We start from the raw sequence: 16,166 nt of genomic DNA, 5'->3' as shown, positions 1-16,166 counted from the left end.
CATTATATTAGCATGCATTGCTTTATAATGTCAAGTGCTTTTTTGCGATGTCTTCCGGAAAACGGTTGAACCGCTTTCCGGAAGTGGCCGCCTCATCAACGGCGAATATGATAATAGCACTAAGCCATGCGCTGTGCAAGCAATATTAGAAAGTTTAATGTCGCTTCGCAGCACATGGGCCAGATATCAGACGGTCAGACGTCAGAAGGAGAACATCAGCATGCCTCCCTATTTCCTAACATACAGCATTCTACTTTCCACCACCAGCCAAAGGCTGGCGGTCCCCCTTTCTCTCCAGAACGGGAAACGTTTCGCATGCTTCCGTTAATCAGCTTTTGCATTCTTGCCCTTTGCAAGAATAGAACATTTGGTATCCAGGTCCGTATTAAAGCTTGATAAGGGTAAGAATGCAGATCGCCTGGTTACAATAATCCCAAAACAACAACATGCTTTCCTACATTCCAACATAGTGGACTCTACTTTCCACCATTCGCCAAGCGGATGGATTCGAGACAACGGATTGTCTCGAATGCCTGCAAATCCTTGATATCTTATATATGGCAGGCGGGTCTGCTTTAAAGCTGGAGATTGGATATTATGCACCATGATTGGCTATCGTACTCCAGAGAGGGAAATATGTGATATCCTTCTGCTTTCCTTTATTCAAACAAAGTAGAATCAACTATCCACCGACTTCGTCGGTCCCCCTTTCTTTCAAGAAAGGAGCATCGTTTTTCATGCTTTCCTTTTCTTAGCTTTCTTATTCTTACGTTTTCGTAAAGTGGAAGAAGTGTAACATATTACCTTCATTCCTTCTGATTCACATAGTAGATTCTACTTTCCACCACCATCCACCAGCAAAGACCGGGCTGTCAATCGTATGGAAATCAAAGATTTCATAATTCTATGGACTTACAGCCAATGACGACAAGCCCTTGTCGTCATTCCCCCTCTCCAGAATGGAAAATGTGCTGCATGCTTTCCTTCACACAGACATAGAGTATTCTATTTTCCACCATCTTTGATGGTCCCTCTCTCCAGAGAAAAATTTTAGTGCGCTTGCCGCCCTCTGTTCATCTGCATTCTGATGAATGCCATTTTATATGAGTCAAAGCATTATGTAATCCTGTGGAGTTCACATAGTATTAAAAGACAAGCCTATCCAATGAATTTGTATCCATAATAGCATTCGATTGAGTTTATTGTTATGTACGCCACTAATACTATGCCCCATTACCATTAATTTGACACAAAAAGTGCATGCCTGTATATACAGACATGCACTCTTTTACTTACCGATACTGTGCAAAGAATTCCTTGAGTTCTTTATACCCTACATTACCATAGCCAATAATGCTGCCCAGTGGTTTTCCATCGCGGAAGAAGAAAATGTCCGGAATGGTTTCTACATTATAGCGTTCAGCCAATTCCTTATCTTCATCAATATTTATTCCATAGAATGGAATATCCATTTCACCGGACAGTTTTTCCATAACCGGCCGAATCTTACGGCAGAACCCACACCATGGAGCAGAAAACCCTACGATTACATCGCCTTTGGCAATAGCTGCATCAAAATTTGCTGTTCCTGTAATTGGTTTAATCATTTACATTCCCTCTTTTCTGTATAACGATATTTATCGATATTCCTGGCTACATTGTATTATGCATATCGATAAAAGTCAACATACTTCCTTCTATTACAATGTCACATCTTATGATTCAAAAAGGATAAAGCCCCAACAGTCCACATCATCCGTCTCTTTTGTAGTAAACCCACAGAAAGAGCTCATATCTATGAAGTTTTCCATCTGCCTGATTTCTGCTCGCTTACGCCAAAACGCACGGTCTCAGCCGTGCGTTTTTTGATTGTCTTCTATCAGAACTGCCAGTTAATGCCCAGGTTCCACTGCCATTTCTTATGCCAGTTCCCTCCAAAGCTTCTTTCTGCGTCTGCGTAAAGGCTGGTGTGGTCGTTGACGTGCCAGGTGCCGCCGAAACCGGCTTCCTGCCATGTGTCCCGGTAGTCTTCGCTGTAGTCCATGGTTTCGCCGTCAGGCGCTGCAAGGTGGAAGTTTCTTTCCCCTCCAAATTCATGGAACAGCGAGAATTTCAGGTAGTAGTCATAGGGATGTTCCCCTTCGGTGACCCGTTTGCCCAGAAGGAGACCCAGGCGGCCGATGGCGCTGTCATAGCTTCCCATATGCACCGTCCTGCCGCGACTGGTGGTGTAGTCTTTGCTTCCCAGACGTCCGAAGACCATCTGCGCTTCCGGTTCCAGGAAGAGGCCGTCGTCTCTGGTGAAGGTTTTGCCCCATTCCACGGAAAGGCTTTCGCTGCGGGTGCGGTAGCTGGCCCTGTCAGGATAGTCACCCCAGGTCCTGAGGCTGGTATCGTCCCTTCCCCACTTAGCTACCACGTCGGTGTATACACCGCTGTCACCAAACCAGGTGCCGTAGAGGCCGCCGGAAAGGCCGTGGTCTTTGGAGGAACCATAGCTGTATTTCGGATTGGAAATGGTCCGCTCTCCGAAGAACCCATAAACACCCTTTTCATTAGCAGCATAGTCATAGCCCAGCTGGAAACCGTTGTACCGGCTGTCTGTGCCCTGTCCTTCATAGGCGCCGTGGAAATCCCGGGCCCAGATGCCGGAGTCATCCTTCACATTCCGGAAACGGAGATCTCCCATGCGCTTTCTCAGGCTGTCAATATCCAGGCGGTAGAGCGCATAGCTGTTATCGGCGGCTTTCATGAGAGGAATAGTGTCTTTGTTCACTTTCTTTTCCAGTTTCGTCAGGTACCACTGTTTGTCGTTGGCATCAGCCACGCCCATCACATCATGGACATACTGCCCGTTCTGGATGGTGGGCGTCAAATCCCAGAGGCCGCCATCGTCCAAACACTCAACCGCACATGAAATCTCCTCCTTGTAAACCTTTTAGCATCCAATACAAAAAAGGATTACAGAAAGTATCTTCCTTTCTGCAATCCTTGTCTTATTCTGGTGGAGACGAGGGGAGTCGAACCCCTGTCCAAAAGGCCTGCCCCATAAACTTCTCCGAGCGCAGTTACTGTTTTATGAATTCGATAAAGTTTCGTACAGGAACAAACTGCCTTTATCTATTCCGGTGTTGTTTCCCGCCGAGATACCGGAAGTCTCTCATTGGTATCCTGTTAGTTGATACCTGTCCGAAGTCACAGGAATACTCCGAAGAGGCAAGCAGTTTAAATTAAGCTGCTAAAGCAAATTCGTTGTTTGCTTTTATGTTTTCCCACCGTTTTACGGGCAGATGGAATCCCGGCTCGCTATTTATGATACAGTGACCCCTGTCGAAACCAGTACGTCCCCGTTGGTACTCTTAATTGTACTTTACCCAGGCTCTGTTGTCAAAGCTCTGGTCATTCCTCTCTTGCCTGTTTCAGGCAAGCCAGGAAATCCTGCGGTATTGGCGCTTCAAAATGCATAGGCTTTCCCGTAACCGGGTGAACCAGATCCAATGTACGAGAATGCAGTGCCTGTCCCTGAATCGGGAAATTATCCTTCTTCCATCCATAGAGCGGATCGTTTACTACCGGATGACGGATATGCGCCATGTGAACGCGGATCTGATGTGTACGTCCGGTTTCCAGACGACATTCCAGATAGGAATAATGTTTCATATACTCAATTACGCGGAAATGGGTTACCGCCGGCTTTCCGGTTTCCGGCTGTACATCCCATTTCATTCGGTCTTTAGTACTTCGCCCTAAAGGAAAACGTATTTCCCCATGGTCACCTTCCATCTGCCCATGTACCAGTGTCACATACTGGCGAACTGCCGTGTGTTCTCCAATCTGTTTTCTGAGGCTTTCATACGCCCGCATAGATTTGGCCGCTACCATAACACCGGATGTATCCTTATCCAGACGGTGCACAATTCCCGGTCGTTTGGGATCTCCAACCTGTCGGATAGATTCCCCGCAATGGTAGAGCAGGGCAGAAGCCAGTGTCCCGTGTTCATTTCCAGGAGCCGGATGACATACCATACCTCTGCGTTTATTGATGACTATCATATCTTCATCTTCATACAGGATGTCGAGAGGAATATTTTCTGCCTGCACTGTCTGCTCCTCTTTCACCTCCCATGAAAATACAATAGTGTCGCCTGCCTCCAGACGATAATTGGCTTTCAGCTTTTTTTCTCCCTGCCGGTAAGCATTTCCCGCCTTAATCCACTTCTGCACTTCCGAACGGGTAAACCCTGTCTGTTCCGTAAGAAACTGATCTACACGTTTTCCTTCATCGGACTTATCTATGGAATACGTTCTGGTTATCATTCTGCCCGCCTCCAGTAAAATAAAAGAATTAATGCAATGCCACAGCAAATGGCTATATCGGCCACATTAAATATAGGCCATATTCTGAAATCAAAAAAATCCACTACCGCATGTAAACGCAGTCTGTCTATCGCGTTTCCCAGCGTTCCGCCAAGCAGCATGCCTACAGCTGCCTGAAAATAGAGCGGAGTCATTTCCATTCTTTTTCTATAAACAAAGAATGCAACAAACAACGCCAGTGCCACAAGGAGAAATATCCAGCTCTGATTAGCCAGTATTCCAAACGCAGCTCCCGGATTCAGTATATACGTGAGATGAAATACATGAGGAATCAGCGGAATCGTCTGCCCCAGTTCCATAGAATGCTGCACTATATACTTCACAACCTGGTCCAGTATAACCACCAGGAATGCTATGCCAATTATCATAATCAACCTCCTGAAATCCTACTTATTATATCATGGACCTGCAAGAAATCCCGATTATGCCTGTACTATGGCTGCAATTTGTTCCAATAAAAAAGCGAGAAGGGATTGCCCTTCCCGACTTTATCAGTAGTTTACGAAAACTTCTACGGTACGGCGACCAAAAGAATAGCACTGTGCATAGTCTTCCATGCAGAGGTCTATGCGCTGCCCTTTAATCGCACCGCCCGTATCTTCCGCTACCGCTTCGCCATAGCCGCTGACATATATTTTGCTGCCCAGCGGAATCACGCGGGGATCTACCGCTGCCGTTCCATAACCAGCTCTGGTTCCGGTTGCCGTAATACCTGCGCCATTACCATCGGACGGATGATAGGCTGTCGCTGTCATGTGAATAACCTTACCCACATTTTCGCCAGTCCGGCTTCCAGTCTTTAACTTTCCATGCCGGCCCGGTGCCAGTGTCTTTGTCTGAAGTACCTGACTCTTAAGCACCTTACCATCCACAATGACCTGCTGTACTACAACTTCTTCCTTATCGCCTTCCCCCGGGTCTACGATAACATCCTGTCCGGCAGGAAGAGTACTGTCATACCATCTGTCATAATACACAGGACCATTCTGCTTCATGGTCACCTGTTTTGTTGTATATGGAACTACATGAATAACCATATTGGGGCGGATGACTTCCATGCCATCTTCCAGTGCCATCTTCTTTTTCCAGTCATATCCTTCACTGTTAAGAACCCCCTGCACGGTTTTATCGGTGGTATAAATCTTTCTTGTCTTACCATCTTCTTCAATGGTTACCGGGGTGGCACGTTCGATAACTACAATTGAACCGTTTTCTACTACAGGTGTACTGGACCAATAGGTATCGTGTGCCCCCATATTAATATTCTCTTCAAATAAAATGTGAGAATATTCAGTCGCATTAGTGCGAACCACCTTACGTTTGGATCCATCAATAATGGTAACCGCTTTTTCTCCAAACTGCTGAGGGGTAAAAGAAAAAGCCGCCATGGTCATCTGAGTGCTTGCTACAGCAGCTACTGCTATAAACATACTGGCTGCAACATGTCGAAGTTTTCTAAGTTTCATATCCACATTTCCCTTTCCTATGTGAAATATTCTACCATATGAGGACATTATGTCAAATTTATAGCAGTTGACAATAAGTATTGTTGTGATATTATTCAGTATTTGTCGTGTTTTTTATTCAATTTGTTACCGGATAAATGCATGGTTTATTTACGGAAAATTTTATTAATATTCCTAATTTATCCGATTATATCTTAATTTATTGATATTTTTATTGTAAACTTTGTACTTATCCAATGGATATATTGAAGTGATGCATATTTATAAATCGCTGAAAATTACCACCATACCGATAAATTCAATGGTTGAAGTTTTGAACCATCCGCCACCGGAATGTCATTTTTATGATTGTCAATGATTTGTTATTACCACTTTTTGTCCCATTTTTACCATCCTTCAGGTGGATTATCACCACTTACTACAATTATTATCACCAGGTGTTAATAGTTATATTAGTTATAGCGTTCCATACTTTACAGATATATCCATCTGTACATACAGCAGCCCCTTCTTATTTACAAGGCTATCCTGTACTGGCACACAAAAAGCACAACCCCGGGAAGAGCTGCCTGCAACAGCAACTCTCCTCAGGGTTGTACTTACTTTGTTATTTCAGTTATAAATGGTCTTTCTGTTATTTCACAGGAACATAAGGTTCAAATTTTTGTTTCAGAGTCATCTTTTCCTGTTCACCGCGCTGTTCTGCCAGCTTCTGGAAATATTCCTGGGCACATACCTTATTTTCACTGGCTATCATCTTGACCCAGGTACCATTGGACTGCATGATATGCGCCTTCTGATTATCTTCCAGTTCCTTAAGCACCATGTTCTTAATGCGGTGCATGCAGTCGGTATCCTTTACCGGAATCATCAGTTCTACACGATCATTAAGGTTTCTCGGCATCCAGTCAGCACTGCCAATGTACAGTTCTTCACGGCCGCCATTATTAAACCAGAACACACGGCTATGTTCAAGGAAACGCCCCACCAGGCTGCGAACCGTAATATTATCGCTCACCCCTGGAATTCCAGGAATAAGCACACAGATACCACGGACAATGAGTTCAATCTTTACCCCTGCCTGCGAAGCTTCATAGAGTTTATCCACCATACGGCTGTCCAGCAGAGAATTCATCTTGGCAATAATATGCCCATTTTCCCCATTCTTAACATGCTGAATTTCTCTGTCAATCAAGGCTACACAGCGTTCGCGCAGATTGATAGGTGCCACAAGGAAGGAATCCCATACCGGCGGATCAGAATAGCCGGACAGAAGATTGAAGAATGCAGACGCATCCGCACCAAATGTATCACTGCAGGTAAATATCCCCAAATCGGTATACAGTTTTGCTGTAGACGCGTTATAGTTACCGGTAGCTACATGAACGTATCTCCGGATGCCATCCTTTTCCCTGCGGATAATCAATGTACACTTGGAGTGAGTCTTCAGCCCTACCAGCCCATAAATTACGTGAGCTCCCGCCTTTTCAAGGCGTCTGGCCATGTGAATATTATTTTCTTCATCAAAACGGGCCTTAACTTCCATGAGAACCGTGACCTGCTTACCATTCTGCGCCGCTTTTTCCAGTGCCCAGATAATCGGGCTCCGGGAACTTACACGGTACAGTGTCTGTTTAATCGCCAGTACATCCGGATCCGTAGCCGCTGACATGACAAAGTTAACTACCGATTCATCAAAGGATTCATACGGCAGATGCACCAGCATATCCTTTTCGCGAATCATGGAAAAGATATCCTTTTCATGGGACTGAATCATGCTCCACGGAGTGTATGGATGCGCCTCCGGATATCTCAGCTTATCATATCCGGGAATGCCACAGAAACGGAAATACATAGTGGTATCAATCGGACCATCAATTTCATACAGGTCGTTCTTTACCAGATTCAGTGACTGTGTAATAAAACGCTGCATAAACCGGCTGGTTCCACGCTCAAATTCCACACGTACGGCTTCCCCTTTCTGGCGCTTTTTCAACTGACGTTCCACTTCCACTACCAGATCCTTGGCGTCTTCTTCATCAATATACAGATCGGCGTCACGGGTAATTCTGAACGCATGCGCTTCCAGCAGATCATACCCCATGAACAACTGCTGTGCAAAGTGACGGATTACATCTTCCAGCAGGACGAAATCATGACAGCCCTTTCTTTCCTTATCTTCCGGCAGAGCAATAATTCTCGACAAAACCGAAGGCACCGGAACAATGGCCGTTTTGACGTCGATATCATTATCATCGTCGCCGGTACGTTCAATCTTTTCAAGAAGCATTGCCAGGTTCAGACTCTTGGAAGCCAGGAACGGGAATGGATGGGATGAATCCACAGCCATAGGAGTAACTACCGGGAATATTTCCCTTTCAAAGTAATCTCTGAGCCATTCCAGCTGTCCTTTAGTCAGATCACGCGGCTTGACAAAATACAGGCCTTCCAGTTCCAGCGCATTCAGTATTTTCTTAAGATACATATACTGTTTAGCCACCAGGTGCTGTGCCGATTCCGATATGTGCTGAAGCTGCTGTTCAGGAGTCATTCCTGCAATATCTTTTCTGGTAACCCCATTTTCCTTCTGATGTCTGAGACCAGCCACACGAATCATGAAAAATTCATCCAGATTCGAAGAGGTAATAGCTACAAACTTCAGTTTTTCCAAAAGAGGATTATTGGGATCGGTCGCTTCTTCGAGAACCCTGTCATTGAATGACAGCCAGGAAAGTTCACGATTAAGATAAAATTTCTGTTTGAAATCTGTTGTATTCATCATTATCTTCTCTCCAGCTTGGCTTCAATACCAAAAACACTCTTAAACAAATCGTTTTCCTTTTCAAAGAACCAGCTTTCCAGTGCTGTGCGCGCGCTGGTATCATATTCAATCAGCAGTGTATCATCCACCATACGGGCTGTAACATCCTGAATTTTCTGTTTGCGTGAAATATCCATAGCCCGTACAAGACGGAACACCGCAATCAGCTTCAGCACGGTCATCTTCATGCTGTCATCCAGAAGTTTGAACGCATAATCATCTTCTTCCGGCATACCTTTGTGTTCATAAAAGGCAATGCATGCCACCGCATCCTTTTCCTTTTCGGAAATGCCGAATATATCAATACTGCGGATAAGGCTCCAAGTGTTTCTGCTGGAGTCTATCAGATTGACATACTTACCAATCTGGCTGAGAATCAGCGCCATACTTAGAAGGAATTCCTCCCGTTTTCCCAGGCCATTCACTGAGCGGAAGGCTTCAATAATGATATGACTGTAATTCTGCATACAATGCGCATGTTTTGGTTCATAATAGTACCCTTCGGCAATGGATTCAGTAAGCTTAAGATTCTGAATCTGCATTTCCACGATGGCCTGATCATCAGTCTTTCCGGCTCCATAATACATACTCAGCGATTCCAGGAAGGTTGTTCCCATCATGACCACTTTATTCGCCGGTACGTGTTCCAGAATTTCCCGATATATATGAATGGTAGGAAGAACCACATCCGCTTCCGCTTCTGTAATTCCATATGCCTGCCGGATATGGGAAGACGACTGCCTCCCAACTGCATCATAGAGACTGTTAATCTTTTCCGGACTGCAGATGGCCATATTATGCTTAATAACCGGCCATCCAAGAAGTCTGGCTATAATCCTTGATTCACGCCCCGAGAACACCAGAGTTGACGGATGATACTGCTCAATGGTCTTCCAGACAGGCCTCATTACCGCATGAATATATTCTGCAAGGGCATCCGGATAATCTCTGGATGCACGCTGGTTAGCACTAAAGGTTTCCAGCAGACGAAGCGTCCCTACATGTATGTCATGCTGATAAGTAAGTACGCCTCCCTGCCATACGGTAAGCCCCATCGCCCCGGAAGTTATATCCACAAACAGGAAATCAGATCCAAGGCTGTGTGAATTTTTATGGTTATACTTCCTGAGCTGATGCTGCAATGCAAAATGTTCCAGATAAATTTCCTGAGACATATCCAGCACCTGAACATCAAAGCCCGTATTTACATGTACCAGATCAAGAATAGCTCGCTTGTTCTCTGCTTCTCTGAATACTGCCGTTGCATATACGCTGTATTCCTTTACCTGATAGTCGTTAAGAAGCTGCTTTAAGCCATTCAGCATACTGCACAGCCGGTTAACCGAAGCAAAGGACAGTTTCTTATTGAGATAAACTTCTTCACCAAAAGTAACCTCTTTAGCCACTTCTTCAATAACCTGAATATCATCTAAGTTATGATACGATACAATTCGCATAGATAACGCTGTAGATCCAATGTGAATAACTCCGTACAACATTTTTGTATTCGAATTCATGTAATACTCCTTTTCCAAACCTTTGATATAGAAGTTTACTTTATTATCATTATAATACAAATTTCTCTATCATTGGGCTATATGCTGTTATAGTTAATTTTAATTTACTTCTTCTGGAAATATATCACTTTTTCATCTTTCTGTCACTCCACATTTCTATTCCTCGTTGTAAAAATTGTAAAATTTGTATTCAAATCTTCTTCCCTGTTGTAAAATAAAGACAGTTATTAAAGAAGGAGAAAACATGGAACAAGTAGCTGTTATCGATTTAGGATCAAATTCAATCCGCTTCATTATCATTGAAATTACTCAGAATGGTGCCCATAAACTGGTATATCAGGAAAAGGAATCCATCCGCCTGTCAGCTGGCATGCTGGAAAACAACATGTGCCTCACAGAAGAAGCACAGCAGCGGGCGCTTAAACTTCTTTCTGTTTATGCACATATTATCGAAAGTCAGCATATTGGGACGGTTCTTGCCGTAGCGACAGCTGCCGTTCGAAATGCACGAAACGGGGCTTCTTTTATCAAGAGAGTCCGCGCCAAAACCGGTATTCCCATGACGGTTATCAGCGGATATGCAGAAGCCACCCTGGGTTTTTCCGGGGTAATCCACACGATTGATGAAAAGGACTTTCTCCTTTTTGACCTGGGCGGTGCCAGTATTGAGATTTCCCTGGTCAAAAACAAAAAACGGGTTAAATCCATCAGCATTCCTATCGGTGCTGTAACTTTGACGCAGAAATTTGATTCTTCCGATGAAATTTCCTCATCACAACGCAAAGAAATGGAAGAATTTATATCTTCTAAGCTACATCGCATTTCCTGGCTTCCTAAATCAGGGCTTCCTGTTATCGGAATCGGAGGCACTGTTCGAAATCTGGCTAAGATGCATCAGAGAAAAACCGGATATCCCCTGCCGAAACTCCATAACTACCATCTCCCGGTAAAAGAACTGTTCAAAATGATTGATTACCTTTCCAGGACATCCGCCCATGAGCGAGAAAATATTTCCGGTCTGTCCGAAGAACGGACCGATATTATCATTGCCGGGTCCCTGGTTATTGAACAGCTGCTGGAACTGGTAAACGCAGAAGAACTGATTATCTCCGGATGCGGTCTTCGTGAAGGTGTCTTTTTCCGATATTATGACAATAAATATGATCGCAAAAAAGATTACCTGAAAAATATGCTGGTAAACTCTGTAAAGAATTACCGCCATTCCATCCCTCTCCACGATGGGGCACATGCTTCTCATGTAACCAAGATGGCACTCACCATGTTCGATCAGTGGAAACCACTTCATCGTATGCATGGGCGGGAAAGAAAACTACTGATGACCTCTTCACTCCTCCATGATGCCGGCATGCTTATCAACTATTACAGCCACGCCCGCCACAGCGCTTACCTTACGGCCAATGCCCGTATTTTCGGCCTTTCTCATAAGGAACAGATTATGTGCGCATTCATTGTGGCATTCCATCATGGATATTCCCGCAAATTCCTGAAGAATAACCCTTACACGGACATGCTGGAAGATGAAGACTGGGATACCGTTCGTCAGCTGGCCTGCTTCCTTCAGCTGGCAGAAGCGCTGGATGAAGCCAACGACCGGGCTGTGGAAAAGATTGTCTGCTCCGGAACTTCCCATTCAGCGGACATGCGCGTATATTTCAGCACAGACAACGTGGACATTCTTGCACATGCCGTCACACCTATCATACCTGTGTTCCGTAAACTTTTTGAAAAGCCTTTGATTATTGAATGGTTCCCTGAATATTAATCTTTACAATATACAGAAATATCGTTTGCATGGCACATCAAAAGGGACTGTGAAAAATGATTTTATTCATTATTTCACAGTCCCTTTTGTCATTCCCAAATATTGGATTCTCACATAAACCCCATATTTAGTCCGTATTTATTTTCTGATATGTTCAAATGTACCGAATTTAACCGGTTTACCTTCACTGACCATAATCTGGCCTTTGGCAATTACGGTATTAACGCTCAGATCCTTCTTATTCAGCAACAGGATATCTGCATCATAGCCAGTCTGGATATGTCCCTTGTTGTGGAGTTTGAGCAGTTTAGCCGGATTAGAGGTAACACAACGGAGAACAAAATCCAGCGGCAGAGCTTCTCTGTCTACAGATTCTTTGATTTCCTTGAGCAGACATGCAGAATTTGCTACACCGATTCCCTTATATACGCCATTGGCATCAAATACTGGCATAGACCCCTGGCCATCGGAAGACATGGTAAAGTGATCCGGATCCAGTCCAAGGTCATAATAACGACGGAATCCCTTGCAAACTCTGACTTCACTGCATACGGTTTCCCAGTAATCGATGTCTGCATTACCGGTGAAGTCAATATATCCGCCCTCCTTTACATAATCGAGGCCGGCATCAAACAGTTCTGCATTTCTGTTGATATGTGTCGGAAGAATCTGGGTATATGGAATTTCCGTATTATGAACCAGTGCAAGAATCATATCCAGATACCGTGTGCTGTCGCCCAGATGGATGTCCACTATTCCGGCCTTTCCGGAAAGCATACCTGCCACACGGGCATCGGCAACAATACGTTCAAATTCTGCCTGTGTAGGCTGAGAAGATCTGTGGTCAGACAATGCCACTTCCCCAACACCGATACACTTATCAATCATCATGATATCGGTCATTACATCGCCTGTAAGTGTGTTAATCGGAATCTTATAGTTTCCGGTATAGCAGTAGGTGCTGATACCTTCTTCATCCAGGCCATGCACTTTGGCTACAAGTGACCGCATATCACGGGTCACGCCGTCAGTGCCGATCAGTCCGCATACGGTAGTAATCCCGCAGGTAGTAAAGTCAGTAAGCACAGCTTCCGGGGTACGGGTAGCAAAACCGCCTTCTCCGCCACCGCCCAGTACATGCACATGGCTGTCAATAAAGCCTGGCGTCAGAACCATATCGGTTCCATCTACTTCAGTGACCGGAACTGCACCGCCAAAATCGACCTTCAGATTATCTCCGATAGCGGCAATATGCTGATCCAGAACAAGAACATCCTTACGCCCCAGTTTCTCCGGAGCATAAACTTCTGCATTTTTAATGAGAATAACCATTATTTCCTCCATAGATGAAATGTAACAAAAAAGGTGTATGGCATATCGTCACGCCATACACCTCAAGAAACACAAAGCCTGTCACCTGTGGTATAAGGCTTTCTGCCAGTTACTGCAAACCAATCATGCAGGCAATAAACAGGATAATTGTACCCATAAGGAAGAAGAATCCCTGCATCTTAATCTGGAACTTCGCCCAGGTTGCCCAATCAATATGAGCTACACCCAGTACACCGATCAGAGCCGCAGATACCGGAGTAAATGCGTCTACGAAGCCTGCACCCATCTGATATGCCAGGACAGCAATCTGACGATGAATGCCAAGTACATCAGACAGCGGAGCCATAATCGGCATTGTCAGGGCTGCCTGACCAGAGTTAGAGGTAACTGCCAGATTGAAGCAGCTCTGGAACAGGTACATGATTTCTGCGCCAAAGAACGCCGGAATGCCATGAACAGATTCTCCGATATAGTGAAGAATGGTGTTCAAAGCCGATGGTTCGGTTGCATCGCTGCCACCCAGAACCAGCAGAATGCCCTTAGCCATACCTACTACCACTGCAGTACCTGCCAGATCCTTAACACCAGACTGGAAAGAAGCAGCCATTTCATTAATGGTCATGCCATTCAGCTTGAAGATGATGGCTGTAACACCAGCTACAAAGCCCATAACGAAGAACTGAGATGCAATTTCTGGGATGTAATAACCTTCCTGAGTTACGCCCCAGACAATCCATACCAGAACAGCAAGCATTTCCACAAGAATGAGCTTATGTCCAAGCTTAAATTCCTTTTCTTCTTCTGTGGTTTCATTCATTCTGTCGCGGAAGAACTTATCGCTTTCATATACAACAGAAGATTCCGGATGCTTTCTTATCTTTTCTGCATAAATCATCATGTATGCCGCAGACAGTGCGGTAACGATGAACCACATAGGAAGACGGAAGCTGGTGCCGGACAGAACCGGAATGCCTGCAATACCCTGAGCAATAGCTACGGAGAACGGGCTCATCCAGGATACCGCATTACCAACCTGAGAAGCTACAAAAGTTACAGTAACTGCAACAATGGAGTCATACCCAAGCGCAATTACAAACGGAACCATAACCATGGCAAACGGAATACATTCTTCCGCCATGCCGAAGGTAGCTCCGCCAAGAGAGAATACAAAGAAGAGAAGTGGAAGAGCCGCACGTTCCAGGCCCTTGGATGTGTTGATGAAAGCATAGATGCCTGCATCTACTGCACCGGTTCTCATGATAATACCAAAAGAACCACCGACAACCAGAATCAATGCTACGATACCAACTGCAGTACCTGTTCTGTCACCGGTTACCAACCCTTCAAATACATAATTCAGAACACCAAATCCGCCGGTATCTTCTGTACCCCAGATTCTGGCGGTCTTGTGCAGCGGTGCAGACTGGTCATAGATGCCCATACCAAATTCCTTGTAAAGGGCAGCATCGGTAATGCCTGCATCAGACAGATCTTCATCGGTCCATTCTGCGCTGTTGGTCTTAAGGAGATCATCCAGGTCACCCTTATCAATACCCATTTCATCCAGCTTTTCCGGATTGTTGGCAATAGCAGTCAGATCTTTCTGCACAGCCCCCATATTGTAATGGTAGTAGTAACGGAATGAATCCTGCTGAAGTACAGTACGTGTCTTTTCTGTTCCGTTGTTATCTTTATAAGTAATATCATGAGTGCTGAAACGCCCAGCCGGAATCAGAAATGTCAGAATCCACGCAAAAATTACGACACCGAAAATAATTGCATAAGTATGCGGTGTCTTCATTTTTGTTATATTCTTGAACATAATTTCCTCCTTTCAAGAATAAAAAAATAAGACAATATAAGTTTACTATACTACCCCAAAAAGGTAAATATATACATATACATTTTATTCGAAATCCGATTATACTGCCTACATCAAATTTTCTTAATATAGATATAAAAAAATCCAAAAATAGATAAATAATGTCAACTATCTGAAAATATTACATTTTCTCTATATTTACCTCATATGATTCTCCACAGTTCTTAGTCTTATTCCTCTTCCGATGTTACTGCGGGTCACATGCAAAAAGAGCAGCCGTTCCAATGGCTATCCCATTCAACGTACTGCTCTTCCCTGTAGAAATTACCAGTACTCACTTTCAGTCCTGTATACAATCAGCGTTTCAAGCTCCATATTTCATTCTTGCATAAAATACCATAATCGTTGCAACGCATGTCAGAATTACCACCAGATAATCCGCCCCATGCAGAGCCACACTGTCCACAAAGGTTCTCCCCTTCCCACCAAATCCACGAAGTTCAAGAGAAAGTGCCATGGTTTCACTTCGTTCCAGAGAACGGAGCATAAGTGGACGTACAATATTCATATATCTCTTACACTTTTTAATAAAGGAGCCCTTCACGGCCATTCCTCGACAGGCCTGGGCTTCCGTTACCATGCGATTTTCTTCCAGAAAATCAGGAATGAAACGGAGCCCGGCAGTAAACATGAATGCATACTCATAAGGAACTTTCAGTTGCTGCACCATGGTTGCCGTAAGATCCTGAAGGCGTACCGTACCAAGGAGGTAAATAAAAATGATAGTAAGCGCCAGCATACGGAATGCGGAAACATAACATTCTACCGGTGTTCCACCACCAGCATATTCAATAAGTCCCAGCATAACTGCAAAAACCACAAGCAGGAAAACAGCTTTCAGGCTATTGAATAAACGTCTGGCCAGAAGCAGAATAAGCAGTTCAAACACACACAGTACAGCCAGTCCGGAAGGAGTCTGAAGCGTGAGGGACCATACCGCAGTGGCCAGTGTAAGAATAATTTTTGTAAGCGGTACTAATTTTTCCAT

11 protein-coding genes and 1 other RNA gene are annotated in these 16,166 nt (G+C 44.5%); 1 reads left to right on the top strand and 11 read right to left on the bottom strand.

The annotated features are described in order from the left end of the window. Positions 1-1,292: 1,292 nt before the first annotated feature. From BLQ79_RS05155 to BLQ79_RS05120, 8 genes are all read right to left on the bottom strand, one after another. Positions 1,293-1,607: a thioredoxin family protein gene (locus BLQ79_RS05155; RefSeq protein ID WP_091364531.1), complete on the bottom strand. Its 315-nt coding sequence runs from the start codon at positions 1,605-1,607 to the stop codon at positions 1,293-1,295. Positions 1,608-1,879: 272 nt separating this feature from the next. After that, complete coding sequence (locus BLQ79_RS05150; protein WP_091364530.1) at positions 1,880-2,899, bottom strand: autotransporter outer membrane beta-barrel domain-containing protein; 1,020 nt, start codon at positions 2,897-2,899, stop codon at positions 1,880-1,882. Positions 2,900-3,002: 103 nt separating this feature from the next. Then, positions 3,003-3,349: a transfer-messenger RNA gene (gene ssrA / locus BLQ79_RS05145) on the bottom strand. A gap of 50 nt (positions 3,350-3,399) precedes the next feature. Next, complete coding sequence (locus tag BLQ79_RS05140) at positions 3,400-4,317, bottom strand: RluA family pseudouridine synthase (RefSeq protein ID WP_091364529.1); 918 nt, start codon at positions 4,315-4,317, stop codon at positions 3,400-3,402. Further along, a complete protein-coding gene (lspA, locus tag BLQ79_RS05135; protein WP_091364541.1) occupies positions 4,314-4,748 on the bottom strand; it encodes a signal peptidase II in 435 nt (144 codons plus the stop codon). Before lspA ends, BLQ79_RS05140 begins: the two co-directional genes overlap by 4 nt. Before the next feature lie 120 nt (positions 4,749-4,868). Continuing rightward, the gene (locus tag BLQ79_RS05130) at positions 4,869-5,843 is read right to left on the bottom strand and encodes a G5 and 3D domain-containing protein (protein WP_091364540.1); all 975 of its coding nucleotides are present in this window, start codon (positions 5,841-5,843) and stop codon (positions 4,869-4,871) included. Between the two features lie 634 nt (positions 5,844-6,477). After that, complete coding sequence (locus BLQ79_RS05125; protein WP_407639618.1) at positions 6,478-8,625, bottom strand: RNA degradosome polyphosphate kinase; 2,148 nt, start codon at positions 8,623-8,625, stop codon at positions 6,478-6,480. Then, positions 8,625-10,181, bottom strand: a complete 1,557-nt coding sequence (locus BLQ79_RS05120; protein WP_200779836.1) for a Ppx/GppA phosphatase family protein — start codon at positions 10,179-10,181, stop codon at positions 8,625-8,627. The genes BLQ79_RS05125 and BLQ79_RS05120 overlap by 1 nt, the downstream gene beginning before the upstream one ends. Positions 10,182-10,425: 244 nt before the next feature. On the opposite strand from BLQ79_RS05120, the gene BLQ79_RS05115 reads away from it, so the two are divergent. Continuing rightward, complete coding sequence (locus BLQ79_RS05115; RefSeq protein ID WP_091364528.1) at positions 10,426-11,964, top strand: Ppx/GppA phosphatase family protein; 1,539 nt, start codon at positions 10,426-10,428, stop codon at positions 11,962-11,964. Positions 11,965-12,102: 138 nt separating this feature from the next. Here the strand turns inward: BLQ79_RS05115 and iadA are convergent, their stop codons facing one another. The 3 genes from iadA to BLQ79_RS05100 form a co-directional block, all read right to left on the bottom strand. Further along, positions 12,103-13,296, bottom strand: coding sequence for a beta-aspartyl-peptidase (gene iadA / locus BLQ79_RS05110; RefSeq protein WP_091364527.1), 1,194 nt, complete (start codon positions 13,294-13,296; stop codon positions 12,103-12,105). A gap of 109 nt (positions 13,297-13,405) precedes the next feature. Further along, positions 13,406-15,118: a putative basic amino acid antiporter YfcC gene (gene yfcC / locus BLQ79_RS05105; RefSeq protein ID WP_200779835.1), complete on the bottom strand. Its 1,713-nt coding sequence runs from the start codon at positions 15,116-15,118 to the stop codon at positions 13,406-13,408. Positions 15,119-15,482: 364 nt separating this feature from the next. Further along, entirely contained in the window at positions 15,483-16,166 is a 684-nt protein-coding gene (locus BLQ79_RS05100; protein WP_091364526.1) for an energy-coupling factor transporter transmembrane component T family protein, read from the bottom strand.

This window comes from Dialister histaminiformans, assembly GCF_900103425.1.
Lineage (GTDB): Bacteria > Bacillota > Negativicutes > Veillonellales > Dialisteraceae > Allisonella > Allisonella histaminiformans.
This window is presented reverse-complemented; position numbering and strand designations above follow the sequence as displayed.